The 24662-nt window shown below is 70.5% G+C and carries 23 protein-coding genes and 1 riboswitch; of the genes, 16 read left to right on the forward strand and 7 right to left on the reverse strand.

From position 1 onward, the window contains the following. The first annotated feature begins 94 nt into the window (after window positions 1-94). The 8 genes from AB0D53_RS03045 (at window position 95) to AB0D53_RS03080 (ending at window position 8972) form a co-directional block, all read left to right on the forward strand. Window positions 95-772 (forward strand): TNT domain-containing protein, encoded by a 678-nt coding sequence (locus AB0D53_RS03045; protein WP_362439194.1) that lies wholly within the window; start codon window positions 95-97, stop codon window positions 770-772. A gap of 7 nt (window positions 773-779) precedes the next feature. Then, window positions 780-1052 (forward strand): hypothetical protein, encoded by a 273-nt coding sequence (locus tag AB0D53_RS03050; RefSeq protein WP_362439197.1) that lies wholly within the window; start codon window positions 780-782, stop codon window positions 1050-1052. Window positions 1053-1127: 75 nt separating this feature from the next. After that, the gene (locus AB0D53_RS03055; protein WP_362439200.1) at window positions 1128-1403 is read left to right on the forward strand and encodes a hypothetical protein; all 276 of its coding nucleotides are present in this window, start codon (window positions 1128-1130) and stop codon (window positions 1401-1403) included. A gap of 184 nt (window positions 1404-1587) precedes the next feature. After that, window positions 1588-2091 (forward strand): hypothetical protein, encoded by a 504-nt coding sequence (locus tag AB0D53_RS03060; RefSeq protein WP_362439203.1) that lies wholly within the window; start codon window positions 1588-1590, stop codon window positions 2089-2091. Continuing rightward, window positions 2061-3479, forward strand: a complete 1419-nt coding sequence (locus AB0D53_RS03065; protein WP_362439206.1) for a hypothetical protein — start codon at window positions 2061-2063, stop codon at window positions 3477-3479. The genes AB0D53_RS03060 and AB0D53_RS03065 overlap by 31 nt, the downstream gene beginning before the upstream one ends. A 98-nt stretch (window positions 3480-3577) precedes the next feature. Further along, window positions 3578-5023 carry a VWA domain-containing protein gene (locus AB0D53_RS03070; protein ID WP_362439952.1) on the forward strand — a complete coding sequence of 482 codons (1446 nt, stop codon included), beginning with the start codon at window positions 3578-3580 and terminating at the stop codon, window positions 5021-5023. A gap of 35 nt (window positions 5024-5058) precedes the next feature. After that, window positions 5059-6171 carry an AAA family ATPase gene (locus tag AB0D53_RS03075; protein WP_362439209.1) on the forward strand — a complete coding sequence of 371 codons (1113 nt, stop codon included), beginning with the start codon at window positions 5059-5061 and terminating at the stop codon, window positions 6169-6171. Continuing rightward, entirely contained in the window at window positions 6168-8972 is a 2805-nt protein-coding gene (locus tag AB0D53_RS03080) for a hypothetical protein (RefSeq protein WP_362439212.1), read from the forward strand. The genes AB0D53_RS03075 and AB0D53_RS03080 overlap by 4 nt, the downstream gene beginning before the upstream one ends. A 102-nt stretch (window positions 8973-9074) precedes the next feature. Here the strand turns inward: AB0D53_RS03080 and AB0D53_RS03085 are convergent, their stop codons facing one another. Genes AB0D53_RS03085 through AB0D53_RS03095 form a run of 3 tightly spaced genes read right to left on the reverse strand, consistent with a single transcriptional unit; the run spans window position 9075 to window position 10852 of the window. After that, window positions 9075-9821: a hypothetical protein gene (locus AB0D53_RS03085; protein ID WP_362439215.1), complete on the reverse strand. Its 747-nt coding sequence runs from the start codon at window positions 9819-9821 to the stop codon at window positions 9075-9077. Between the two features lie 49 nt (window positions 9822-9870). Continuing rightward, window positions 9871-10308, reverse strand: a complete 438-nt coding sequence (locus AB0D53_RS03090) for a GNAT family N-acetyltransferase (RefSeq protein ID WP_362439218.1) — start codon at window positions 10306-10308, stop codon at window positions 9871-9873. Window positions 10309-10360: 52 nt separating this feature from the next. Next, a complete protein-coding gene (locus tag AB0D53_RS03095; protein ID WP_362439221.1) occupies window positions 10361-10852 on the reverse strand; it encodes a GNAT family N-acetyltransferase in 492 nt (163 codons plus the stop codon). Between the two features lie 26 nt (window positions 10853-10878). Between AB0D53_RS03095 and AB0D53_RS03100 the strand changes: the two genes are divergently transcribed. The 4 genes from AB0D53_RS03100 to AB0D53_RS03115 all read left to right on the forward strand — a co-directional run bounded on the left by AB0D53_RS03100 (window position 10879) and on the right by AB0D53_RS03115 (window position 16404). After that, a complete protein-coding gene (locus AB0D53_RS03100) occupies window positions 10879-11400 on the forward strand; it encodes a CGNR zinc finger domain-containing protein (protein WP_362439224.1) in 522 nt (173 codons plus the stop codon). A 374-nt stretch (window positions 11401-11774) separates the two neighbouring features. Then, entirely contained in the window at window positions 11775-12584 is an 810-nt protein-coding gene (locus AB0D53_RS03105; RefSeq protein ID WP_362439227.1) for an AAC(3) family N-acetyltransferase, read from the forward strand. A gap of 426 nt (window positions 12585-13010) precedes the next feature. Then, window positions 13011-13787, forward strand: coding sequence for a VOC family protein (locus tag AB0D53_RS03110; RefSeq protein ID WP_362439230.1), 777 nt, complete (start codon window positions 13011-13013; stop codon window positions 13785-13787). 295 nt (window positions 13788-14082) lie between these two features. Continuing rightward, window positions 14083-16404: a LuxR C-terminal-related transcriptional regulator gene (locus AB0D53_RS03115; protein ID WP_362439233.1), complete on the forward strand. Its 2322-nt coding sequence runs from the start codon at window positions 14083-14085 to the stop codon at window positions 16402-16404. A 414-nt stretch (window positions 16405-16818) separates the two neighbouring features. On the opposite strand, the gene AB0D53_RS03120 is transcribed toward AB0D53_RS03115, so the two are convergent. Then, window positions 16819-17319: a DUF1203 domain-containing protein gene (locus AB0D53_RS03120; protein WP_362439236.1), complete on the reverse strand. Its 501-nt coding sequence runs from the start codon at window positions 17317-17319 to the stop codon at window positions 16819-16821. A gap of 370 nt (window positions 17320-17689) precedes the next feature. Here AB0D53_RS03120 and AB0D53_RS03125 point away from each other — a divergent pair, with 370 nt between their 5' ends. Together AB0D53_RS03125 and AB0D53_RS03130 are read left to right on the forward strand one after the other, a co-directional pair. Further along, entirely contained in the window at window positions 17690-18547 is an 858-nt protein-coding gene (locus AB0D53_RS03125; protein ID WP_362439239.1) for a class I SAM-dependent methyltransferase, read from the forward strand. Window positions 18548-18749: 202 nt separating this feature from the next. After that, a riboswitch (ZMP/ZTP riboswitch) is annotated at window positions 18750-18835 on the forward strand. A gap of 21 nt (window positions 18836-18856) precedes the next feature. Beyond that, on the forward strand, window positions 18857-19723 hold the full coding sequence (locus tag AB0D53_RS03130; RefSeq protein WP_362439242.1) for a bifunctional 5,10-methylenetetrahydrofolate dehydrogenase/5,10-methenyltetrahydrofolate cyclohydrolase: 867 nt from the start codon (window positions 18857-18859) through the stop codon (window positions 19721-19723). A gap of 34 nt (window positions 19724-19757) precedes the next feature. On the opposite strand, the gene AB0D53_RS03135 is transcribed toward AB0D53_RS03130, so the two are convergent. Then, window positions 19758-20345, reverse strand: a complete 588-nt coding sequence (locus AB0D53_RS03135; protein ID WP_362439245.1) for a TetR/AcrR family transcriptional regulator — start codon at window positions 20343-20345, stop codon at window positions 19758-19760. A 58-nt stretch (window positions 20346-20403) separates the two neighbouring features. Here AB0D53_RS03135 and AB0D53_RS03140 point away from each other — a divergent pair, with 58 nt between their 5' ends. Both AB0D53_RS03140 and AB0D53_RS03145 read left to right on the forward strand, forming a co-directional pair. Beyond that, window positions 20404-21240, forward strand: coding sequence for an alpha/beta hydrolase (locus AB0D53_RS03140; RefSeq protein ID WP_362439248.1), 837 nt, complete (start codon window positions 20404-20406; stop codon window positions 21238-21240). A 150-nt stretch (window positions 21241-21390) separates the two neighbouring features. Next, window positions 21391-22167: a hypothetical protein gene (locus AB0D53_RS03145; RefSeq protein ID WP_362439251.1), complete on the forward strand. Its 777-nt coding sequence runs from the start codon at window positions 21391-21393 to the stop codon at window positions 22165-22167. A 120-nt stretch (window positions 22168-22287) separates the two neighbouring features. On the opposite strand, the gene AB0D53_RS03150 is transcribed toward AB0D53_RS03145, so the two are convergent. Together AB0D53_RS03150 and AB0D53_RS03155 are read right to left on the reverse strand one after the other, a co-directional pair. Further along, window positions 22288-23895, reverse strand: coding sequence for an MDR family MFS transporter (locus tag AB0D53_RS03150; RefSeq protein WP_362439254.1), 1608 nt, complete (start codon window positions 23893-23895; stop codon window positions 22288-22290). 100 nt (window positions 23896-23995) lie between these two features. Beyond that, complete coding sequence (locus AB0D53_RS03155) at window positions 23996-24601, reverse strand: TetR family transcriptional regulator (RefSeq protein WP_329815746.1); 606 nt, start codon at window positions 24599-24601, stop codon at window positions 23996-23998. Window positions 24602-24662 lie beyond the last annotated feature (61 nt).

Below are 24662 nucleotides of genomic sequence, written 5' to 3' on the forward strand. Positions count from 1 at the left end.
TCCGGGCGGCACGGTGCGGATGCTGTGGGTGAATGAACGGCTACTGTTCGTCAGTTACCGGTGAATGATCCGCAGCATCCGAGGGGACATCTGAATGAACCGCATGCGCAACGTACTTGCCGTGCTCGGCCTCACCGCCGGGCTCGTCGCGGCTCCCGCCGCGAGCGCCTCGGCGAAGCCGGAGGAGCGGTCGCCCGCGTTCCCGGCCCGTCATGAGCCCTGCACCGGCGAGTTCCGCGGCGATGCCCGACTCGGCCCCAAGTGGCTTCCGAACAACCGGCTGGCCCCCGTGGGCCCGCTCCTCAAGGGGTACAAGCGCACCGGGCCGCTGTCCCCGCAGGCCTTCCTCAAGAAGTACTGGGAGGGCCCTGCCGACTCCGGCGGCTGGAAGTACCCGCCCAACGACGGATTCGGCCAGGTCAACGGGCAGATCGACAAGGAGCCGACCAAGCTGCGTCCGGGCCAGCGCCTGGACCGCTTCGGCTCCGAGTACGGCGGCTACCTGGCGCCCGCCGGTGACGCTTACGCGGAACGCGCGCTGCCGCCGCAGAACCTCAACACCCGCGAGGGGGATGTCGCCTGTGACTACCGCGTCTACAAGGTGGCCAAGCCCTTCTGGGTGTGGCAGGGCAGCATCGCACCCTGGTTCGAGCAGCCGGGAGGCGGTCAGCAGATCAAGCTGGACGCGGTCTTCCTCGACCCGGGCGAGGGGCAGCGGCTGAACGTCAAGTGGCTGCTGGACCACGACTACCTCGCACCCGCCGGCGCGTAGGTCCGCCGTGGACCGTCGTGAGCTGCGCGCGGCGCTGGGCCGGGCAGGCGTCGCCGACGGCTATTACCGCATCGAGGGCGTTCACGAACCGGTCCCCACCCCCACGGACTTCCTGTTTCTGCGACAGGCGTCCGACGGGGGGTGGGAGACCGGCGCGTACGAACGCGGCATGTACGAGGTCATCGCCCGGCACCCGAGCGAACAGGCCGCCTGCGAACATCTCCTCCGCCTCCTCCTCCGAGGAGGCGGAGGCGGGGGCGGGCATGCGGTCCGAGGGTGAACATCGCTCCCCGTACGGGTGATTGACCCTCCCATGGGGCGACGCCGTGTCGGAGCCCGGCCGACTCTGCTGCTTGTGATCGAGAACTTGCTGCGCGCCGCCACGGCGGTCGCCCTCACCGCCCTGCCCCTCACCCCGGCGAGCCCGGCGTTCGCCGGGCAACGCCCCCTCTCACCCCGGGCGAGCCCGTGCGCCGCCGTCGTGGCACCTGCCGGACGTGTCTGTGTGCCGTCGCCGAAGCAGTGCTTCACGACACCGTGCCCCCAGTACGACCTCGTCGCCATCCCGTTCTATCAGCCGCCCTCGGACGGAGGAGTCGTGCACTCCCGAGGAGCAGCGGGCACTCCCTGACACCGGCGGTGGCATGAGGAGTACGGCCCGGGACCGAAGAGCCGAGCCCCGTGCATCCATGTGTGACCAGTGGCAGGACCCGTCGTCCGTCCGTGGCCGGGCGTTGTCAGTGCCCGCAGGTAAGTTCGATCGTGTCCTGCCGTTGTGGCGCGGAAGTCGCCATGGTGCACAGAGGAGTGGTGCGTTGTCAGACTGGGAGAGGTCGAGCACGGCACGGGTGACAGCACCCGCACAACCGCGCAAGCTGGCCAAAGTCCCGTTCGTCGAACTGGCCGACGGACGCCTGCAGGGTGTGGTGTCCAGCGGCTCGGACATCGGACGGGTCTATGTGTCGTCGGTCGCGGCCGGTACGTACACGTTCGCCTGCAGCACCAACAACAACCGGCCCTGCGGTGGCGCGCGGGGGTCGTTCTGCAACCACATACGGGCGCTGATCAACGAGGCGGTGCTGCAGTACGGCGCCGAGCGCGTCGCCCGCTATCTGGGAGTCGAGACCGCGGACGGGGAGGCGAACGCGCACGGCATCACCGCGGGCATGAGCGACACACGTCCGCCGCAGGGCGACACCAAGGCCGCCGCGCCCGTCTTCAGCCGGTTCCTGCGCCACCTCGCCTACCTGGAACTCACCCCGACCACCTCGCCGCTGCCGGAGATGCAGTGGTTCCCGACGACCAGGGCGGTGGCCTGATGCGCGCCGGCCTGCTCTCGGAGACCATCGCCGGGCTCGACGAGGCCCTGACGGCCGTCGACGCCTTCGACCAGGTTCTCGTCGCCGGTCTGCTCCGTCCACAACCCGCCCGGACCACCGGGCTGACGGGACTCGCCGACGCGGTCGCCGGGACACCGCTCGCCGCCAGGGTCGCCGAGGCGGCGGAGAAGGCGGCGGGCGGAGCCGCGAGCGAGGACCACTTCGTCGCGCTCGCGGCGGCCCGCGCCGCACTCCTCGGCTCCGCCCACGACGCGCTGATGGTCCGGATCGAGGAGGCGACCGGCCGGCCCCGCGACGAGGAGACCGTCCCGCGGCCCGGCGGACAAGAAGCGGTGAACCTGCTCGTCGCCGCCCGCTCCTGGCTGTCCGACCTGGCGCGCTCCGGATGGCGGGGCATCGACCACGATGTGGTCTCGGGGGCGTCGTCGGTCGTCTCCGCGATGCTCCCCGACCCCGCGCTGCGCCGCCTGGCGACGCTCCTCGACGGCTTCGCCGCCGAACTGGCCGCGTCCTGCCCCGGCGCTTCACTGGAGAGAATCCCGGTACGCCGCTGGGCCGACCTGTGGTCCCGTGCGCTGCTGCTCACCCTGCCCGGCGCGGCCGATGTGCCCGTGGTGGGTACGGTCAGCGGCCGCCTCCTGCCCCTCGGCGTCGATGTCCAAGAACACGCGACGGCCGTACAGGCCCAGGTCCACGCCGTTCTCGAACCCGCGGACGGCGGCACGCCCCGCCTGGTGCGGGCCGGGGCCGCGGTACCGAAGCCGGACACGGTCGTCGGAGCGGGGCTGTGGCAGCTGCTCCGCCCACACTTGTCGCTGCTGGCCGCTGTCGGCGAAGGCCGCTCGATGGACCTCACCGACATGCCGGTCACCGCCGAGGGCGACCTCGTCTGGGACGACGAGCACGCACGCCGGGGCGAGCCTGCCGACGCCTTCGTCACGGCCCGCGTCGCCCTGCCCACCGCCGCCGCCGCGGCGACCGCACCGCTGGACCGGCATCCGGCACGCATCGCCGTCCCTGTGTTCCTGGAGGGCTACACCTCCCACAAGGAGGACGACGCACTGACGTTCACCCTCGCCGGAGGCCCGCTCGTCGTCGACACCGACCGCATACCGACCGCCGGACCCCTCACTCCCGAGGCCGTCGCGGCATCCGGCGCGTGCATCGGACTGCTCCGCTGGGACGCCGGGACGTATCTCCTCCAGCCCCTGGCCGTCGAGACGACCGTACGGAAGAAGGCCGTCGCGATCCACGCCGGAGGATGGGCCGGGGGCACGACCGACAAGGCCGGTGCGAAGGCAGAGAAGGCCGCCACCGACGCCGTGGCCGTGCTCCGGGAGCGTGCGGGAAGGCTGCTGCGTAAATGACGGAGCACACGACGGAACGAACCGGCGGGAACACCGGCCCACAGAACCCGGACATCCAGGAGATCCCGCAGAACCCGGAGATCCAGCAGAGCCAGGTGATGCCGCAGAGCCCGGAGCTCACGCTGAACCGGGAGACTCCCCGGGCCCCGGAGCCGGATCCCGACGAGAACCGCCGTCAGGTCCTGTACTGGCGGCTCCTCGCCCGCCTCTTCGACCAGGAGGAACAGGGCACGCTGGAATCCGCGAGCCTCGCCGTCGTCGAGGACATCGGCCTGCCCTCCGCGCTGCTGGACCCACAGGCCTCCGTCGACTCGGTCGTTCAGCGCCACCCGGAGCTGGCAGCCGAGTTCGACGGTCTGATGACAGCCGCCCCGGATCCCGACGGGGACGGAACACGCGACCGGGCCGCCGAGGTACGACGGGCGGCGCTGGTGTCGAAGGTGCTGCTCAATGTCTTCGCCTCCGGTCCGGGCACGGTCACCGCCGGACAGCTGGCACGCTGGCAGTCCGACGCGGGCTGGCTGGAACGCGCGCTGGGCTGCAAGCCCGGCGAGCTGCGCGGCGGCCGTGCCGGGGGAAGGGCCGCAGGGCCGGGTGCCAGCCCGACGGGGACCGGCGGTGCCCGCACGAACCCCGACCTGAGCCGGCTGATTCCGGCGATCGGCCCGGAACTCGGCAGCATCGAGGCCGAGCTCGTCAAGCGGATGCGCCTGCGCGAAGTGCTGGCCGACCCCGCACTCGCCGCGCAGCTGACCCCGAGCATGTCACTGATCGAGCAGCTGCTGCGCGACAAGAACAACCTCTCGGGCGTGGCCCTCGCCAACGCCAAGGACCTCATCCGCCGCTTCGTCGACGAGGTCGCCGAAGTACTGCGCACGCAGGTGGAGAAGGCCACGGTGGGCGCCCTGGACCGCTCCGTCCCGCCCAAGCGGGTCTTCCGGAACCTCGACCTCGACCGCACGATCTGGAAGAACCTCACCAACTGGAGCCCGGAGGAGGAGCGGCTGTATGTCGACCGCCTCTACTACCGGCACACGGCCCGCAAGACGACACCCCAGCGGCTGATCGTCGTCGTGGACCAGTCGGGCTCGATGGTCGACTCGATGGTGAACTGCACCATCCTGGCGTCGATCTTCGCCGGGCTGCCGAAGGTGGATGTCCACCTCATCGCCTACGACACGCAGGCCCTCGACCTCACACCGTGGGTGCACGACCCCTTCGAGACCCTGTTGCGCACCAACCTCGGAGGAGGCACCGACGGCACGGTGGCCATGGCACTGGCCCAGCCGAAGATCGCCGAGCCCCGCAACACCGTCGTGGTGTGGATCTCAGACTTCTACGAATGGCAGACCGAGCCGCTGTTCGAGAGCATGGCCGCCATCCACCGCTCGGGAGCCAAGTTCATCCCGGTCGGCTCCGTCACCAGCTCCGGCCGCGGCAGTGTCAATCCGTGGTTCCGCGAACGCTTCAAGGACCTCGGTACGCCGGTGCTCTCCGGTCACATCCGCAAGCTCGTCCACGAGCTCAAGACCTTCCTCGCTTAGACGTTCCACGCTCATACGCTCTGAAAGGCCCTGTCATGTCCGACCTGTTGCGCGCCCCCGCCGAGATCAAGTACGCCGAGGAACTGGAGTGGCTCGAGTCCATCGACGACAACCCCAAGCCCTTCTCCTGGCGGCTGTCCCCGAAGATGGTCCGTCTGTTCATCCTGGGCTCCGAGCGCTCCGACGGCCTGGACCGGGAGATCTCGCAGAAGTGGTACGGCGACCGCAGCTTCGTCGAGCGCTCCATCGTCACGCTCGCCTCGGACCGCGGTCTGCTGCTCATAGGTGACCCCGGCACGGGCAAGAGCTGGCTGGCCGAGCTGCTGTCCGCCGCGATCTGCCGGAACTCCACGCTGGTCGTGCAGGGCACGGCCGGCACCACCGAGGACCACATCAAGTACTCGTGGAACGTGTCGATGGTCATCGCCAAGGGCCAGTCGAGGGAATCGATGATTCCCTCGCCGATCATGACCGCGATGGAGTCCGGTGCCGTCGGCCGCTTCGAGGAACTCACCCGTTCCACCAGCGACGTGCAGGACGCGCTGATCTCGATCCTGTCCGAGAAGTACATCTCGGTTCCCGAGCTGGACAGCGACAGCATCGTCTTCGCCAAGCCCGGCTTCTCGATCATCGCCACCGCGAACAGCCGCGACCGCGGCGTCAACGACCTGTCCTCGGCGCTCAAGCGCCGCTTCAACTTCGTCCGGATCCCGGTAGTGACGAACAAGAAGAGCGAGGTGGAGATCGTCCGCTTCCGCACCGAGGAACTGCTGCGCCGTCACCAGATCGAACTGGAAGTGCCGCCGACACTCCTCGACGTACTGCTGCAGAGCTTCGCCGACCTGCGGGCCTCGGCCGCCGCAGCCGGCAGCGACGACGAGAAGCTGGAGTCCGCGCTGTCCACCGCGGAACAGATCGGTGTGCTCGAGGACGCGGTGCTGCACAGCAACTTCTTCGGCGAGCGCGCCCTGACCGCCCGCACACTGGCCTCTTCGCTCGTCGGGTCGCTGGCCCGGCGCGAGCCCGAGGACCTGGCCATCCTCAACAAGTACCTGCACGGCGTCGTCGAGCCGCGCAGCAAGGAAGAGGGCGGGTCCTGGCCGGAGTTCCTGGAGGGCGGCCGCGACGCGATCGCCACCCTGTCATGAGCGGCGGCGCCCACGAGGGAACCTTCGAGGGACTGCGTGCCCAGCTCCAGGAGGCCGCCGCGACATTCGCCGACGGGCCCGACGCCCTGGAGGGCATCCTCCTCGGCATCGTCGACGACGTGGACCACGCGGTCCGCGAGCCGCTCGAAATCTTCCCGGTCTGCCATCACTCGCCCGCATCGGCGATCGCCATGGCCCGCCGGCTGCGGGAGAAACAGCCCAAGGTCGTGTACCTGGAGCTGTGCGAGGACATGGCACCGCTGCTGACCGAACTGCGCAACTGCAAGCTCCCGGTGGCGGTCCAGTCGTTCGCGACCGACGTCGACGGCTTCCCGGCCGAGTGGTCCCCGCTGTCGGTGGTCGCACCGATCACCGAAGCCTCCGCCGAATACCAGGCGATCGCCTACGCACTGGACACACCGGGCGTCGAACTGGTCCTTGTCGACCGCTCCTCGGACCACGTCTTCCAGTGGGACACGCGAGGAACGGCGACGGCCGAGCCGGCCGACCCGGACGCCTCGCCCGTCGAGGAGGAGGCCGCGCTGCACGGCGATGCCGTCGGCGTGGAGATCGGCGACCTGAGACCGCGCTTCGCCGAACTGGAGGAGCACCTGCTGCGCCACGGCAAGGTGCGGCACTGGTCGGAATGGTGGCACCAGTACGTCGAGCTGCCGCTCGGCGACAGTGACCACGACACCTACCGCCAGGTCATGCTCCTGATCGGAAGCCTCTTCCGGCGACTGGCGCCCGGCGACCCCCAGCGGGTCCGCGTGGACGAGGACCGCGAACGCTACATGTGGACCAGGATGCGCGAACACCTGGCCGCCACCGGAGCCGACCCCGCGGACTGCCTCTACATCTGCGGCGCGTTCCACGCGGCCAGCCGCGTCGCCGAGTTCGGCGTCCACGGCACCGACACCTTCGAGATCAGCCCGCCCTCCGCCACCACCTGGCAGCACGGTCTGATTCCGTCCAGCCACGCGGCGATCGAGGCGCAATTCGGCCTCGCCGCGGGTTCGGTCTCGATCGCCGCGACCGTGTGGGCGAAGAACGTCAGACGCACACGGGTGAAGCCGTACCGTCTGGTGGGACAGACGGGCGCGAAGAAATCGAGGGCCAGGAAGGCCGTGGCCGCGGTGGATCCCGTGCCGGATCTCCCGCCCTCGGACAAGCTGACCGGCTTCCTGCAGCAACCACCCGCCCTGGACCGGCTGGACGAGGCCGAACTGCTCGGCTGGTCGGTGGAGATCGTGCGCGCCGCGCGCCGCAACGGCTACCTCGCCTCCACCGCCGACGCCATCGCGGTGTTCGAGACGTCGATCCTGCTGGCCGGAATGCGCGACCGGGCCAGGCCCACGCCGTACGACTTCCAGGACGCCGCCGTCACCTGCATCGAGAAGGACACCGTGCCCGGGTGGCGCGATGTGCGGCGCCTCGTGGAGATCATGATGGGCGGCGACCGGGTCGGCCAGGTCGGCTACGACGCGCTGCCGCCCCTGGCCCGCGATGTGCACGACCGCCTCGCGCCGCTCGGTCTGAAGCTCCAGCAGAGCGGCGTCAAGCGAGCACTGCTGGACATCGCCTCCCAACCGGAACTGCAGCGCTGCTCCGACGTGTTGTGGATGCTGCGCCAGCTGATGCCGCAAGGCGCCGCACGCCCGATCATGGGCGAGCGGAAGCTGGGGGAGCGGCCGATCCAGGAGTCGTGGGACCTCGCGCTCGGCACCCACCAGCGGGCGCTCATCGAGCTCGGTTACGAGGGCGTGAGCATCGAGCAGGTGCTGGAGCAGCGCCTGCGCCGTACGGCGTACGACCGGCGCGCCACCGCGGCGACCGTCCTGGAGACCGTCGAGGACGCGACGCTGTACCTGCGCAGCCGCCGTCTCGCCGACGAACTGGGCACCCACGCCCTGGAGGTGCTGTCGGCCGAGCGCAGCGTCGACGGCGCGCCGGAGGTGTTGCGCCGTGTGCGGAGGCTGCTGGCGTACTACCGCACCGGTGAGCCGGTGCTGCCGCCATGGATCGAGTCCTTCGTCAAGGCCGGGTACGCCCACTACTGCACCCTGCTGCCGAAGGCGTTCACCGACGAGGACGCCACCGTCCGCCAAGTGGCGGCCATGCTGGGCTTCCTGTTCAGCATGGAGAGCCTCGCGCTGTCGCTGGGATGCGACCGGACCCAACTGGAACTGGCGGTGGGCCAGTCGCATCCTCAGGAGCCGGCGAAGACGGCTCTGCTGTGGGCGGCCCAGGTGCAGCTCGGGCACCTCTCCCGTGCGGACCTCCGCGCGAGGTGCGACGAACTGCTGGGCAACCCCTTGGTGGTGCCCGCCTATCCGCGCTACCTCAGCGGATTCGTACAAGCGCTGGATCCCGTCCCGGGCCTCACCGACTTCGTGGTGGAGACGGTGTCGAACGCGTTCGGACGGCTGCCGGATCCGGTGCTCCTGCCGTGGCTGCCGACCCTGATCACCACTCTGCGATCGAGCGGTTCGGAGCTGGCCCCGCTGCTGATCCGAGAGGCCGGGCGGACCTTTCCCGGCCGGCTCGCGGCGCTGGACTCATGGGTGCCACCGTGGCGGGCACAGCCGGACTCGGAGACGGTGGGTTCGGCACGCCGGGTGGAAGGCGGCCACGGTTGCGCGCTGCTTGCCGCACATCCTGCGACGTGCGATGCGGCGGCGAGTCTGCTGGGTTGCGAAGGGAAGTGGGAGGCGGCGGATTCCGGCCCGGCAGGTGTGGCACTGACCGGCCGCCATCCGGAGACGGCGGCCGCGCTGGAGGCGCTGCTGGCCGGTATATGACCCGGGGCACCGAGCCCACGCGACGGCCCCGCCGACGGTGGCATCGGTCCGCGACGCCCAAGGACAGCCGGCTGTACGGCGGACGGCTGCCCTCGGGCCGGCTCAGTGCACCTCGCCGCACCGAGCCGGGTGGATGACGGCACCCGCCGCACAGGGACCCGAGGGGGACGTTCCCGCCAGCCGCAGACATGCTTCGCCGGTCTCGTGGTCCACGGGGTATTCGAGAGCGACCGACGCCAACCGTGCCGTTCCACCCGAACGATGGATCTCTCCACCTGGCGGGGGCGTGGGGATCCGGCCGCCGAGTACGCCGAGAGCGAGCGTGTCGTTCCCGGCCGCGACTGCTTCGCGGACCTCGAAGCGCCAGTGCTCGTCGCTGTTCCCGATCAGGGACAGTCCGGGCCTGCCCAACTCCGAGACAGGTTCACGCCGCTGTCGAACGAGTACGGCGACGGCACAGCACAGTGGGGTGGGACGACCGTCGACAGCGGTGGTGCGGTCGAAGCCCGCGATCGGCAGCGATTCCATCATGTCGCCGAGCAGGGTCAGCGCCGCCCCACGTGCCGGGGCGAAGTCGTGTCGCTCGGCAATGTCGAGCAGGAACGGCGCCGCCACCACGGCTGCCGGAAACACGGCTCCCATATGGCCCCACAGCACAGCGCTGTTGGCCAGGGAAGATGTGGCGGCCGCGACCTGCGGCAGACTTCCGGCAGCGGCCAGGGCGAAGAGCCCGTCGCGCGGGCTCGGAAGGTCACGCCACTCGGAACGACCCCGGTCCGCCCGCGTCATGCGCAATCCCGGTGTCGGGATCGAGCGCCAGTCCACCGAATCCAACTCGTCGAGGAGCATGCCCACATGGTCGCACCCACGCGCCCTCGGTGCCGGTAGTGGCCTCCTCCTACGGCCGTACCACGAACCGGTGGCCCGTGGATTCGCGGGCCCGGAATCCCAGCCGCTCGTACAGTCGATTCGCCGCCTGCCGGGAAGGACGCGAGGTGAGGTCGACGGTCCGGACCCCGGCCGCCTCGGCCAGGCGCAGTGCCTCCTCCGTCAACACCGCTCCCACGCCGTGTCCCCGGGCCGTCTCGTCGACCACGACATCCTCGATGCGGCCCCGCAGTCCGGACGGCAACGGAAACACGATCAGAGTCAGCATGCCGACCGCTCGGCCATCGACCCTGGCCAGGAGCAGTGTGTTGGCGTCGCTGCGCAACAACCGGGTCACCGACTCCCGGTCGGGCGCGCAGGCCGACCCCGAGAGCTGGGGCAGGAGCATGGAGACTGCTTCGACCACTTCGTCGGTCGCCTCGCGGACGACCTCCACTTCGACACTCATGGACGTGACCCTACCGACGAGCCCCGCAGGGCGAGGGACGGCGGCCCATCGGTCACGGGCGCCAGTACAGCGACGGGTCGGGGTGGTCGGTGAAGCCGAGCTCGCGGTAGAGCGGTTCCCCTTCGGAGGAGGCGTAGAGGTCGACCCGGGCGACATCGCTCTCCCGGAACCAGCCGAGCAGGCCCCGCATGACGGAGCGGCTGTGACCGAGCCGCCGGTACTCCGGATCGGTGATCACACCGATCACCTGCCCGATCCGGCCATTGCGCAGATGGGGGCCGGGCAGCCGTTGCTCGATCGTGCCGATGCCACAGGCGGCGAGGCCGCTCTCACTGTCCACGACCAGGATGTGTACGGCGTCCGCGGTCAGCTGCTCCTTCAGCACCACGGCCAGGGCGTCCAGCCAGTCGTCGTCGCCCGACGCGGGGCTGAAGAACTCGCCGCCGAGGTTCTCGAAGAGCATCGCCCGCAGCCGAACGAGCTCCGGAATGTCACTCTCCACCGCCTGCCGTACAGCGGTGTGATCTCCAGTGCGTTGTCTCATGCCGACCACACTGATGTAATGATCTTATGCACCTCAACCCTTACGGCGAGGATGTGGTGAACCTTGCCGCGGACCTGGCCAACCGGCGCCCGGCCGACGCCGGGGAACTCGCGGACCGCTGCCGCGCGGCAGGCCTGGTGGTGGAACTCCCGGTCACGCCGCAGGACCTCGCGCGCACCCGGGAAGTGCTGGACGCGTGGGAGAAGGCCGTCGACGCCGACGACGAGCACGAGCGCGCCGAACTGCTCAACCGGATGCTGGCGGCGGCCGCCGCGTACCCGCGGCTGACCGACCACGCCGGAGACGGCTGGCACCTGCACTTCCGCGACGACCGGCAGCCGCTCGGCTCCCTGCTGTTCTCGCTGATCTCCGTCGGCACCGCACTGCACCTGGCGGGGCGGGGCATGCACCGGCTGCGGCGGTGCGCCGTGACCGAGTGCACCACGATTTTCGCCGACACCTCGCGCACCGGGCGGCAGCGCTACTGCTCCCAGCGGTGTGCCAACCGTGACGCGGTACGTCGACACCGCGCGCGAGCCGCCCCCTGACCGTATCCGGGCCGAGCGACGGGGCACCCCCGACCCCGTCGGGTGACGGGCCCGGTTCGAGAAGCGGAGCCTGCCGCACCTCGTGCATTCCAGCCTGCCCTGCCGAAAACGCGGCGGTTCAGCGCCATGGGAGGCGCCGCGGTGGCGACCGGCCACCTGGTCGCCCTGCTGTTCGGCCCGCACGGAATCGTGGGGCCGCCCCGGGACCGCCCCGATGTCCACCCGGGCGACGAGGAGCTGTTCCGGGCGCCTTCCCTGCCGACCACGGCCGGTCCGCTCACCTACCACTCGTCATACCGGGCCACTGCCGCCCGCTGTACGGGCTGCCGAAATCCGGTGGCGCGGGTGCGTCGGCGCACGGACACTGACTGGTCATGCCCACCATGCCCGCAGCCGGCCCAATGTGTACCGGTGATTCGCTCGCCTCCGACCTCCGCGCGCTGGGCCTGCGCCCCGGTGAGACCCTCCTGGTTCACTCCTCGCTCAGCTCGCTCGGCTGGGTCTGCGGCGGTCCCGCCGTCGTCGTCTCGGCGCTGCTCGACGTTCTCGGCGACGCCGGGACGCTCGTGGTACCGACCCACTCCGGTGGCAATTCCGATCCGGCGGACTGGGGGAATCCACCCGTGCCCGAGGCGTGGTGGGCGGACATCCGGGCCTCGATGCCTCCCTTCGACGTCCGGATCACTCCCACCCTCGGCGTCGGCGTGATCCCGGAGACCGTCCGCAACTGGCCGGGCGCCGTCCGCAGTTGCCATCCGCAGACTTCCTTCGCGGCCGTGGGCCCACGGGCCGCCGCGATCGTCGACGGACACGCACTCGACTGCCGGCTCGGCGAGCACAGTCCGCTCGCCCGGCTGGAGGCAGCCGGGGCGCGGGTGCTTCTGCTGGGCGCGGGCTTCGACTCCTGTACGGCGTTCCACCTGGCCGAATACCGCATCTCGTCGCCGCAGGAGGACAACTCCTTCGCCGTCATGACCCCGCAGGGCCGCGAATGGGCGACCGTACGCGATGTCTCGATCTCTTCGGACCGTTTCGACGAGCTGGGTGCGGCCTTCGAGAAGGAACATCCGGTGGTACGCGGCGCGGTGGGCGGTGCGGAGGCCCGGCTGTTCGACCTGGCGGACGCCGTCGCCCACGCCGAGGGCTGGCTGCCCGAGCACCGGCCGCACACCGCCACGCCCTGATCACAACGGTGCCGTTTCCGGACGTCCGCAAGTCCTTCCGTCGCTGGTGAGGAGGGCTGCGGCCGGTCGTGGCGCGGGATCGGGCGCGGGGGATCGGGTGCTGAGATGCGGGGGAGCAGCCCGGGGTACACCGTTGGATCACGAACTCGACCCTGCCGAGCGCCGTGCATGCGGGTCACCGACCGGGGACACCGTACGACGCTCGGTCACGGACACAGAGGCGAGTCCATTGGTCCGGCCCGTTCCGACCCCGATGTGCTGCTCTTCACGGAGCGGGCCGAGCCCGAAGAACCGGAGGCGATACTCGGCCCGAGGATCAGGGGATCGCGGAACTCACGGCGGACCGTGGCGACGTGGGGGACTGTTCGCGCAGGTGGAGGCGGAGCGCGTGAGCCGTCGGCGGCGGGAAACCCGAAGGAGCATCGAATGGCGGCCCTCGGAAGGATCAGGCCCGTAAGCGGAGCTCCCTGCTGGGTCAGCCTGCCGACGGGCGATCTGCGTGCCGCCCGGACCTTCTATGCCGACGTCATGGGCTGGGAGTTCGTCGCCAGTGCCCTCGGCAGCAATTTCTGCGTGGCCATGGAGCACGGCCGGCCCGTCGCCGGGATCGGCTGCTGCTCTCCCGACGCCAGCCCGCCCGCGGTCTGGACGCCGTACTTCGCGGTGGACGACGCCGATGAGACCGCGGACCGGATCAGGGAGCGCGGTGCCACGCTCGCCGTCGGGCCCGTGAAATTGGGCGTGGGCCGTGCGGCGATCGCCGCCGACCGTGACGGGGCCGTCTTCGGCTTCTGGGAAGGCACGACCCTTGCCTGGTCGGTGGGGCAGGGCAGCGCCCCCGCGCGGCTGGACCTCCAGACCCGGCATGCCTTCGAGGCCGCTATCTTCTACGCGGAGATCTTCGGCTGGGCCGAACCTCCCGGCATCTGTACGGTCGACTACGCACAGGACCACGTACGCGTGCAGGCCGAAGGACGCACCGTCGCCACCCTGCGCGGCGGAGGCATCGAAACCGCCGCGGACCCCAGAATCCGGCCCCGTTGGGTCGTCGACTTCCGCGTCGAGGACAGCGGACGCGCCGCGGCCGCCGCCGTCGACGCCGGGGGCGAATCGTCATTGGTTCCCGCACGCGACGGTCCTTCGAAGGACGCCTTCATCATCCGTGACCCGGACGGCGCGCTCTTCACCGTATCCGGCCCATGACACCGACTGTCATGCGACTGATCCCGTACGGCATGAGGCCGGGGAGGGGGTCCCGGTCGTCGAACCCGAGGTCGCCCGAGGTCGCCGATCGAGTACGCGGACGCGGGTGGGCTGCTACGGGGCGCCGGCGGTCCTTCCCATCAGCCCCTGCACACGTCTCCCGTCCCGAATCCTCACAATGTCTACATAACCACCTATATCGTGACCACGCTCCGGAGCTGCACATCTACACTGTGCTGAAATCTCGGCTGACACCTCGCGGAGCGGCGAGGTGCTTGAGCATCACGGGGGCCCCATGGGATTCGGCTTCGGGCAGCGGCGCAGTGGGCAACCCCCTGCCGAGCGGACCAGTTTCGTCGGACGTGCCGAGGAGATCGCGCTGATTCGGGCGGCTTTCCGCGAGGCGCGGCTCGTCACCCTGGTGGGCCCCGGCGGCGTCGGCAAGAGCCGCACCGCGCTGCGCGCGGCGGAGGGTCTGCGGGATCGTTTTCCGGACGGGGTGTGGCTGGCGGAGCTGTCGGCCCTGTCCGACCCGGAGCTGGTCCCCGCGACCCTGGCCGCCGTGCTGGGGGTCCCGGAACACGCCGGGATGGAACCCCTGGACGCGGTCGTCGCCCACCTCCAGGGGCAGCAGCTGCTCATCGTGCTCGACACCTGCGAGCACATGGTCGACGCATGCGCCGTACTCTGCGACGTCCTCCTGCGCGAGGCCGCCGAGGTATGTGTCCTGGCCACCAGCCGGCAGCCGCTCGATCTGGCCGACGAGCAGACGATGCCGATCACCCCCCTCGGGGTGGGTGACGCCCTGGAGCTGTTCGCACAGCGGGCCGCCCGCGTACTGCCGGGCTGGACCGTGACCGAGTCCAACCGGGCGCAGACGCTGGCGCTGGTGGAACGGCTCGACAGGATTCCGCTCGCGCTCGAACTGGCCGCCGTGCGTCTGCGCGTCGCACCGCTGGGCGAGTTGGTGGCCCGGCTGGACCGTCGGTTCGAGGTGTTCACCGGCGGGCAGCGTGCCGCCTGCGCCCGGCATCAGACACTGCGCACCACCATCGGCTGGTCCTACGAGCTCTGCACCCCGGCGGAGCGACTGCTGTGGGCGCGCCTGTCCGTCTTCGCCGGGCCCTTCGAGCTGTCGGCCGCGGAACGGGTCGGCGGGGGCGACGGACTCCCGTCGGACGCGGTCCTGGAGGCGCTGTTCGGCCTGGTGGACAAGTCGGTCGTGCAGCGCGTCGGCGAGGACGGAGCGCGTTACCGGCTCCTGGACACGATCCGTGAATACGGTGCCGAGCGCCTCGACGAGGACAGCAGCGCGGCCTGCGTACGCGGACGGCACTTCGAACACCATCGCGACACGGCCGGGCGCCTGTGGAACCAGCTGATCACCCCCGCCCAGGCCGAGCTGCACCAGGTGGTGCGCAGTCAGATCGCCGACATCCGGGCTGCGATGAAGTACGCCTTCACTGCTGGGGGCAGTGCTGCGGAGGGGCTGAGCCTCGCCGTGCGGCTCGCCCCGCACTGGAGGGCGACCGGCACCCTGTCGGAGGGGCGGTACTGGATCGGCAAAGGGCTCCGTCTGGTGCCCGAGGACTGCCCGGAGCGGGCCTGGGGCCTGTTCATGACCGGAGTTTTCGCGACCTGGACCGCCGATCTCGCAGAGGCGCCGACCTTCTTCCAACGGGCGCGGGAGTCGGCGCTGAACTGCGACGAACAGCGAGTGGCGCTGTTCACGGAACCGTACATCGGTGCGATGCGGGCGCTGTGCGGCGAGATCGACGAGGGACTGGCCGAGCTGGAACAGGGGCGTCGCCGGATCGTGGCCGTGGGCGACTTGCTGGGCATCAGCATGGTCCATTACGAAGGCGCGCTGCTGAGGGCGGTGCTCGGGGACACCGACGGGGCCCTGGAACTGTGCGAGTTGGGGCTGGCCCATCTGAACGGCACGGGTGACCGTCAGTTCTACGGATCCACGCTCATGGCGCAAGGCCTCATTCTCTGGCTCGCCGGACGCCATGAGGAGGGTGCCGACGCGCTGCGGCAGGCCCTGGACGCCATGAGCGAGATCGGTGACGTGCTCGTCGCGGCGCTCTGCTGCCTTGGCCTGGCCTGGCATGCCGCACAGCAGGAACGCCACGCGAGGGCGGCGTGGCTGCTGGGGTACGCGGAAGGCGCGCGGCGGTTGAGCGGCGACCCGGTGGCCATGCTGACGTCCGTGCTGGAACAGCAGGAGGCAACCCGTGACGCCGTGCGGGAGGCACTGGGAAACGTGGAGTACGAACGCTGGCACGGTGTGGGGGCGCGGTTGTCGGGGACCGAGATCCTGGAGGCGGTGCGGGCGGACAGCGACAGACCGCCGGCCGCGCCGCGCCTGCCCCGCAGCCCTCAGGAGCCCATGGCGACCGAGACGCTCACCCCGCGAGAACGGGAGGTCGCCACACTGGTCGCGCAAGGACTGTCCAACCGGGAGGTCGCCGAGCATCTCGTGATCTCCAAGCGGACCGCGGACACACACGTCGAACGCATTCTCACCAAGCTCGACATCGATTCGCGCACGGAGATCTCACCGGTGCTGAAAGCCTGGGCCACGGCTTCGCCTCAGCCGCGCCGCGGCGAGTGACTCCCCGCTTCGGAGCCGCCCGGAGCACGAGACGCCGGCACGGCCGTACGTATGCCGGTCGGGCCTCCGGTACGTATGCCGACGCCGGGCGGGTGACGGGGGCCGATCGCACAGATACGTGTACCGACCTGCGATTCAACGCCCGTCGGGGGACCTCGCCGTGCGGCAGGCTGGACGTGCCGCTGGGGGCATGGAGTATCTGCACAGCACGGGTGGGTGCGGCTGTCGCAGGCCCGAGTGCTCCCGACCCCAGCGGCGCCGGAACCATGTGCCCGCGCTGTCGGCAGTGCAGGCGCATGATTCCGGCCACTGCGACCTGTGCCCGGGCGGGAGGGCCGCAGGGGCCCGACGGAGGCGTGAGGGCCGGCCGTTCGCCTTCGGGCGGCAACCCGGCGGACCGGCCTCGCGCCGCACCTACTGGCGGCGGATCTCGACCATGAAGCAGCCGAATTCCACTGCGCGGACGTGCACCAGGGCCACTGCCGGATCGGCGAATACCTCGTGCAACGCGTGGTCCACCTCGGTGGCCCGTTCCCTGGGGATCTCGATCAGCCGCCCACCGAGGATGTGCCCCTGAGCGTTGTAGGCGCGCAGCACCCGGCGGGCGCCGTGCAGTTCGACCGGATAGCCGGGGCCGGAAGCCGGCCCGCCGCACTCCTCGGCATGAACGAACACCGGACCGCACTCGTCGTACGGGCCCGGCTCGGCACCGGTCTCCAATGCCCAGCGGCGCAACGGCGCGTAGGAGACGAGGGCAATCCGCTCACCTGCCTCGCTGTGCCGCAGACAGCAGCGCAGCGGGGCACCGCCCTCCGGATCGGTGAAGGGTGTCCGGGTGCGGCCGGCGTCGTCCTGTTCCCGCAGTTGTTTCAGCACGGCCCGGTCGATGGCCCGAGCCTCGTATGTCGTGGTCATGGCTCCAGCATCCGCGGGCGCGCGCTCCGGGGCTGGCGGAAATCGGACATCGCCCTGAGGGTGCAGGCGCCTGTTGTGGCATGCCGCAAGCGATCGGCTCCTGCGGTCCGGGCTCCACTCGTGGATCATCGGAGTGGTCTGGACGGGCCACGCTTGGCCGGATCTGCCGGATCTGCGAGATTCGGTATCTGTCGGATCTGCGAGATTCGGACGAGCCGGAGCCGGTGGTCCTGGCCCCAGCCTGCCTGTGGCCGGACGGTGAAGAGGGTGGGGAGCCGGTCGGGGCCGCGGAGCGTCACCGGCGACCAGCGGTTCCGGAACCCGGGCCGCTACCGAGAACCGACCACGAGGAAAGCAGGGAGAGCGCGCCGTGGCAGACCGGAGAACCGAGGTGCCGGACAGCACCGCCGTACGGGTCGCACTGTGGCGGGCCATGCACGTCCAGGCCGATCCGCCGCCCCATGTGTTCGAGGACGAGACCGGCCTGCGGCTGGCGGCCCCCGACGACGACTGGCGCCGCCGCCCGGACATGGACCCGCGCGCCACCAGCGGATTCCGGGCGGCCGTCGTGGCCCGTGCCCGGTTCATCGAGGACCTGGTCACGGAACAGGCCGGCCACGGCGTGGACCAGTACGTGATCCTGGGTGCCGGTCTGGACACCTTCGCCCAGCGCAGGCCTGAACTCGCCTCCCGGCTAAGGATCTTCGAGGTCGACCAGCCGGGCCCCCAGGCCTGGAAGCGCCGCCGCCTGATCGAACTCGGCTGCGGCATCCCCGACGGGCTGCGCCTGGTGCCGGTCGATTTCGAGGCGAGCGAGTCCTGGACGGAGCAGCTGACCGCGGCCGGTTTCGACCCGGGCCGGCCGGCCGTCATCGTCTCCACCGGTGTGACGATGTACCTCACCAAGGACACCACCGCCGCCACCCTGCGCAAGGTCGCGTCGTTCGCCCCCGGCTCGACACTCGCCATGACGTTCCTGCTGCCGGCCGAACTCCTGGCCGACGCCGACCGCTCCGGGCTCCAGACCTCGGCAAAGGGCGCCCGGGCATCCGGAACACCGTTCGTCAGCTTCTACACCCCGCAGGAAATACTGGCGCTGGCCCGCGGAGCCGGGTTCGCGGATGTCGGGCACGTGCCCGGTGTGCTGCTGGCAGAGCGCTACTTCGCCGACCGGACCGACGGACTCCGCCCGTCGAGCGGGGAAGACCTGCTCATGGCCACCACCTGACACCCCCTCCGGTCCGGCATGCCGTCCCGGGACGAGCCGACTTGCCGGACGACGTGCACCAGGGGAACGCCGTCAGGGAGATTCACGTGACACCTCGTCAAGACCACAACAGGCCGACCCGGCTGAAGAGAGCGACGGCACCGGGCGGCACAAGGATGGCGCAGAGGCCGCGCGCCTACCGGCGCCCGCTCCGCTAAGGTGACGGCTGGGCCGTGACTGGCGCTGAGGTGGAGTACCACCGGGGAGCGGCCCGGCACTCCGTCGATGCCGTGCGCCTGGGCAGCTCACTGCGAGGCTCAGGAGAAGCACGTGGCCCCGACACAGGCAGCTCGACCGATGTGTGGCACCGGACTTGCCCGGCGCATCATCGAATCCAGTTCCGCGACCGCTGCGGAGATCCAGGACCGCACCGGGACAGCCCCGTGCCTGGCCACCGTGCTGGTCGGAGAGGACCCGGCCTCGGTCACGTACGTCCGGATGAAGCGTGCCCGGTGCGAGAAGGCGGGTATCCGGTCACGGCATGTGGCCCTGCCCGCTTCGGTCAGCACCAGTGGTCTGATCGAGAGGATCACCGAACTCTCGGACGATCCCGGTGTGCACGGAATCCTGCTGCAGCATCCCGTCGGCCCGCACATCGATGAACGTGCCGCCTTCGAGGCAATCGCTCCGGACAAGGACGTCGACGGGGTGACCATGCACTCCTTCGCAGCGATGAGCTTCGGCCTTCCGGGCTTCGTCTCCTGCACCCCGGGAGGAATCATGCGTCTGCTGGAGGAGTACGGAGTGGAACTCGCCGGCAAGCACGCGGTGGTGGTGGGACGCAGTCCCATTCTGGGCAAGCCCGTGGGCATGCTCCTCCTCGGGCGGAGTGCCACGGTGACCTACTGCCATTCACGCACTGTCGGCCTGTCCACCCTCGTCCGGCAGGCGGACGTCCTGGTCGCAGCCGTCGGGCGACCGCGATTCATCAAGGGGGCGGACATCAAGCCCGGCGCGGTGGTGATCGACGCGGGATACAACCCGGGCAACGTCGGCGACGTGGATTTCGAGTCCGCCAGGGAGCGGGCCGGCCTGATCACCCCTGTCCCCGGCGGTGTGGGGCCCATGACCATCGCTGTGCTCCTCGCTCAGACGGTCGAGGCAGCAGCACGCCGGCTCGGCACGGGCCGACCGTAGGGACCGATCGTTCCCGCCGCCCCGGCGGCAACGCTCAGCCGGGTCCCAGGGCGTCACGGACGATGGCGGCGGAGGCGCGGGCGGCGGTGTGGACCGGGGCCGTGTCGTGGGCGGCACGGGCGAGCATGAAGGCCCCTTCCAACAGGGCGATCACCGAGCCCGCGGTGTCCCGGGCGGTGTCCGCCTCCATGCCCGCACCGGCGTAGAAGCCGGTGAGGGCCTCGATCCACGAGGCGAAGACCTCCGCCGTCGCGCCGCGCAGGCCCTCGTGCGTACTGGCGACCTCCAGGGCCACGGTGGCGATCGGGCACGGGTCGGTGAAGTCCAGCTCCCGGAGAGTCTCCGCGGCGCCCGTGAATGCGGCGGCGGTCGCGGTGGCCGGATCGGCCTCCGGGTCGTCGAAGAGGCTGCCGATCAGCTCCAGGTAGGCGGCCCCGGAGGTGCGGATCACCTCCTCGCCGAGCTGGGCCTTGCCGCCGGGAAAGAAGTGGTACGCCGAGCCGTAGGGAGCCCCGGCCTCCGAGACGATCTGCTTCATGCCGGTCGCCGCGTAACCCTGGCGCCGGAAGAGTTCGGTGGCGGCGGTGACGATCCGCTGCCTGGTGTCGCCGGTGGTCCTCATACCGGATAGTCTCTCACTAGATCGGTCTATCAAGTAGCGGTCACGGGGAGGGCACGCGATGCCGGAGATCGGACTGGGCGCCGGAACCATCGAGTACACCGACACCGGGAACGGCGTGGGCGGGACCGTGGTGCTCGTCCACGGGCTCGCCTTCGACGAATCGGTCTGGGACGCCCTCGTGGCGGAACTGCGCGAGGACTTCCGCGTGGTGGTCCCCGTACTGCCGCTCGGCAGTCACCGCCGCCCGATGCGGCCGTCCGCGGACCTGTCGGCCCAGGGCGTGGCGGACCTGCTGGCCGAGTTCCTGGAACGGCTGGACCTGCGCGAGGTCACACTGGTGCAGAACGACGCGGGCACGGCCCAGCTCCTGCCCGGCGTACGTGACGAACGCATCGCCCGCCTGGTGCTCACCTCCTGCGAGGCGCTCGACAACTACCCGCCGGGAGTCCAGGGCCGCGCCCTGGTGGCCGCGAGCCGAGTGCCGGGCGGCCTGTTCCTGCTCCTCCAGTCCTTCCGGGTGCCCTTCCTGGCTGCGATGGGCAGCTCGCTGGGCGGCATGACGGCGTGCGGGATCCCGTACGAGCGGGTGCGCCGCTGGTACCGGCCGCTGCTCACCGACCGGGCGATCCGCCGGGACCTCGCCCGCTTCCTGCGCTCCACGCGGAAGGACACCTATCTGCGGGCCGCGGAACGGCTGCGGCACTTCGACCGGCCCGCGCTGGTGGCCTGGGGGGCGGAGGACCGGATGATGCCGCCCGAGACCGGCCGACGCCTCGCCGAACTGCTGCCGCAGGGGCGATACACCGAGATCCCCGGGGCCGGAACGCTGGTACCCCTGGACAACCCGGCCGCACTCGCCCGCGAACTGCGCAGGTTCATCGCGGAGAGCGGCTGAGGGCGGGAGGCCGGGGCCCTGCCGGTGCCGTCTCCTCGTGCCGTCCGGTCCGGCGCCGATTCACTAGGCTGTACGGAGCACCGCGAGGGGGAGGAGCCGCCGCCCCGCAACGCTTCGCCGGTACGCCCCAGACCGAAAGGAGTCAGCACCGTGTCCTTCGCTCCCCTCGGCCGGCACAACGGCGAGCACAGCGACTACTGCAACACCAGTCTGTGCTGCCGCTGCCAACAGCGGAACTGGACGACCCAGCAGGGAAACGAGCGGCTCTGCGGCCTGTGCGCGGCCTGCTGCCGTGAATGCGGCAGGGCGCCGGCACCCCACCTGGACGGGCTCAACGACGGGATCTGTGTGGACTGCCGGGGACTGTGCACCCGCTGCCACAACCCGCTGCCCGACGGAGTCGTCTGCCACTGCCAGCAGTGGAAACAGAGTCCGGGCGGCGACCCGATGCGCTTCATCATGCAGGGCTTCCCGCAGCCACTGCTCCAGGCCCTGGGACACCGGGTACCCCGCACCCTGCCCGACATCCTGTTCGAGGAGCTCACGCACCGGACGGCCGCCCAGCTCCTCGACCGAATCGAAAGGCGCTGGAGCAACCGCTGGTCCCACGCGATCCACGAACGCGACGAGGAGAACCGCCGCCGCTGGGCACCCCAGGAGATCGCCGAGGCCCTGGTGAGCCCCGGCGCCTGCTCGAACCGGGCGTGCGAGGACGGCTACCTCCTCGCCGACGGCGCGCCCTGCCCGTACTGCCGGCAGCCGGCCCACCGCTTCGTACCCGCCACCGCCGACGCGGTCGCCACCTCGGAGCACGCACGAGCGACCGCCGCGCAGATCCGGCAGGCGCTCATCGGCAACCGTTCCGCCGGGAGGAAACCCAGGCGCGGGGCGCAGCCGGGCTCCTGGCCGGTTTCTCCCGTCGGCTGAACCGAAGAAGGACGCAGGCCACCGTGCGCGGCACGTCCTCACGCGTACGCCTGGTCCTGCGCGTCCGCGGAGTCCGGCCGGTCACGGCGGACTGCGTCCTTCTCCTCGTCCCCTCCGGGCTCAGTGAGCCGGGGTGGCCGGAGTCTTCGCCGCGGCGGCGTTCTCCTGGGCGAGCCGTTCCATACCGCTCTGCGTCTTCAGCGGCTTCTCCTTGATGAACAGCACCGCGACCAGGGCGAGCAGCGCGAAGGGGGCTCCGATCAGGAAGACATCCGCGGTCGCGACCCCGTACGCGTGCTCGACCACCTGGCGGGCCGGTTCGGGCAGGGTGGACAGGTCGGGGACACCGTGGCCGGCGCCTCCGTTGTCCGCCGCCCCGCCGAAGCCCTTCGCCATCTCGCTCGCCACCCGGTGGCTGAGCACCGCGCCGAGCGCGCTCGTGCCGATCGCGCCGCCGAGGCTGCGGAAGAACGACAGCACCGAGGTCGCCGCGCCGAGCTCCGAGGCGGGTACGTCGTTCTGGGCCGCCAGCACCAGGTTCTGCATCAGCATGCCGACGCCGACGCCGAGCACCACCATGTAGACGCTGAGCAGGCCGAACGAGGAGTCCGCGCTGATCGTGGACAGCAGGCCCATGCCTGCGGTCATGATGATGCCGCCCGCGATCAGGAAGCCCTTCCACTTGCCCCGGGCGGAGATGATCTGCCCGGCGACGGTCGTGGAGACCATCAGACCGAGGATCATCGGGAGGCTCATCAGGCCCGCGACGGTCGGCGTCTTGCCGAGCGAGATCTGGAAGTACTGGGAGAGGAACACCGTGCCGCCGAACATGGCCACGCCGACCAGGAGGCTCGCCACGGTCGTCAGCGTCACGGTGCGGTTGCGGAAGATGTCCAGCGGGATGATCGGTTCCTGCACCCTGGACTCGACCAGCACCGCGACGGCCAGCAGGACCACACCGGCGGTCACCAGGGCGGCGGTCTGCCACGACGCCCAGTCGAAGCGGTTGCCCGCGAGGGTCACCCACAGCAGCAGTGCGCTGACTCCGCTCATGATGAGGAGGGCGCCGAGATAGTCGATCTTCACCTCCCTGCGGACCGTGGGCAGCTTCAGGGTCAGCTGGAGCAGCACGATCGCGAGCAGTGCGAACGGCACACCGATGAAGAAGCACCAGCGCCACCCCAGCCAGGAGGTGTCCACGAGTACACCGCCGATGAGCGGTCCCGCGACGGTGCCGACGGCGAACACGGCGCCGAAGATGCCGGAGTACCGGCCGAGTTCACGCGGCGGAATGATCGCCGCCATCACGACCTGGGCGAGCGCCGTGAGACCGCCCGCGCCGATGCCCTGCACGACACGGCTCAGGATGAGCAGACCGACGCTGTGCGAGAAGCCGGCGACGAGCGAGCCGACGATGAACATCGACAGCGACAGCTGGATGAGCAGCTTCTTGTCGTAGAGGTCGGACAGCTTGCCCCAGATCGGGACGGTCGCCGTCATCGCCAGCAGCTCGGCGGTGACCACCCAGGTGTAGGAGGACTGGCTGCCGTGCAGGTCGGCGATGATCCTGGGAAGTGCGTTGGAGACCACGGTGGACGCCAGGATGGCCACGAACATGCCGGCCATCAGGCCCGACATGGCCTGGAGTATCTGACGACGCGTCATGGCTGGTGCGGCCCCCTCGGGCGCACCGGCGGTACCGGTTTCGGGTGTGACGGCAGCGCTCATCGGCTGGCGTTCCTCATTTTCTGGATTCTCGGTGGATCAGGATGGTCGGGGTGATTCGGGTGACCGGGTGCGGGCACCCGGTGGAGGCCCTGGACGGGCTTCAGTCGTTCAGGCCGGCGGCCAGCGAGGCGAACGCCTCGTGATAGATGCTCTGGAACGTACGGGTACGGCCGGAGGCCACCCAGAGCTCGACGGCGGCGCGCACGGCGGCGATCGCCACATGCGCGAGCAGCCTCGGGTAGAGGTCGGACTCGGGATCCTGGCCGAGGCGCTCGGCCACGGCAGCGATCAGTGCCCTCTCGTCCGCGCCCTGGGCGGCCAGGAAGCCGGACAGCAGCGAGGGGCTCGTCCTGAGCACCGCCATCTGGAGTTCCCAGCGTTCGTGGTCCTCCTCGATGTGGGCCAGTTCCTGGCCGATCGCCTCGCGCAGGGCGATGAGCGCCGTGAGTTCGTCCGGCGCGTCGAGTACCGCCCGGCGGGTCCGCTCGGCGTTGTCCTGGGCGGGACGGGTGATCGCGTCCTCAAGGCACGGGAAGTAGTTGAAGAAGGTGCGCACGGATACGCCGACCGCGTCGGTGACCGCTTCCACGGTCACGTTCTCGATACCGCGGTCCGCGGCCATGCGCAGCGCCGCGTCGGCCAGGGCGTCACGCGTCGCGCGCTTCTTGCGTTCACGCAGCCCGAGGGGCAGGTCGGCGGCACTCATGAAGTGCATGGTATGCAAGTTTGCGTGTAGTGCAAAATTCTGCGGGCGGCGGGGAGACCAC

This window comes from Streptomyces sp. NPDC048295 (genome assembly GCF_040652135.1).
Classification (GTDB): domain Bacteria; phylum Actinomycetota; class Actinomycetes; order Streptomycetales; family Streptomycetaceae; genus Streptomyces.

What these genes read in the sequence shown, in the direction of transcription:
- AB0D53_RS03075 (WP_362439209.1), top strand. Translation starts at nt 5,059, where the DNA reads ATGTCCGACCTGTTGCGCGCCCCCGCCGAGATCAAGTACGCCGAGGAA.
- AB0D53_RS03080 (WP_362439212.1), top strand. Translation starts at nt 6,168, where the DNA reads ATGAGCGGCGGCGCCCACGAGGGAACCTTCGAGGGACTGCGTGCCCAG.
- AB0D53_RS03110 (WP_362439230.1), top strand. Translation starts at nt 13,011, where the DNA reads ATGGCGGCCCTCGGAAGGATCAGGCCCGTAAGCGGAGCTCCCTGCTGG.
- AB0D53_RS03090 (WP_362439218.1), bottom strand. Translation starts at nt 10,308, where the DNA reads ATGAGTGTCGAAGTGGAGGTCGTCCGCGAGGCGACCGACGAAGTGGTC.
- AB0D53_RS03085 (WP_362439215.1), bottom strand. Translation starts at nt 9,821, where the DNA reads ATGCTCCTCGACGAGTTGGATTCGGTGGACTGGCGCTCGATCCCGACA.
- AB0D53_RS03140 (WP_362439248.1), top strand. Translation starts at nt 20,404, where the DNA reads ATGCCGGAGATCGGACTGGGCGCCGGAACCATCGAGTACACCGACACC.
- AB0D53_RS03150 (WP_362439254.1), bottom strand. Translation starts at nt 23,895, where the DNA reads ATGAGCGCTGCCGTCACACCCGAAACCGGTACCGCCGGTGCGCCCGAG.
- AB0D53_RS03120 (WP_362439236.1), bottom strand. Translation starts at nt 17,319, where the DNA reads ATGACCACGACATACGAGGCTCGGGCCATCGACCGGGCCGTGCTGAAA.
- AB0D53_RS03095 (WP_362439221.1), bottom strand. Translation starts at nt 10,852, where the DNA reads ATGAGACAACGCACTGGAGATCACACCGCTGTACGGCAGGCGGTGGAG.
- AB0D53_RS03155 (WP_329815746.1), bottom strand. Translation starts at nt 24,601, where the DNA reads ATGAGTGCCGCCGACCTGCCCCTCGGGCTGCGTGAACGCAAGAAGCGC.
- AB0D53_RS03135 (WP_362439245.1), bottom strand. Translation starts at nt 20,345, where the DNA reads ATGAGGACCACCGGCGACACCAGGCAGCGGATCGTCACCGCCGCCACC.
- AB0D53_RS03100 (WP_362439224.1), top strand. Translation starts at nt 10,879, where the DNA reads ATGCACCTCAACCCTTACGGCGAGGATGTGGTGAACCTTGCCGCGGAC.
- AB0D53_RS03070 (WP_362439952.1), top strand. Translation starts at nt 3,578, where the DNA reads ATGCCGCAGAGCCCGGAGCTCACGCTGAACCGGGAGACTCCCCGGGCC.
- AB0D53_RS03045 (WP_362439194.1), top strand. Translation starts at nt 95, where the DNA reads ATGAACCGCATGCGCAACGTACTTGCCGTGCTCGGCCTCACCGCCGGG.
- AB0D53_RS03105 (WP_362439227.1), top strand. Translation starts at nt 11,775, where the DNA reads ATGCCCACCATGCCCGCAGCCGGCCCAATGTGTACCGGTGATTCGCTC.
- AB0D53_RS03115 (WP_362439233.1), top strand. Translation starts at nt 14,083, where the DNA reads ATGGGATTCGGCTTCGGGCAGCGGCGCAGTGGGCAACCCCCTGCCGAG.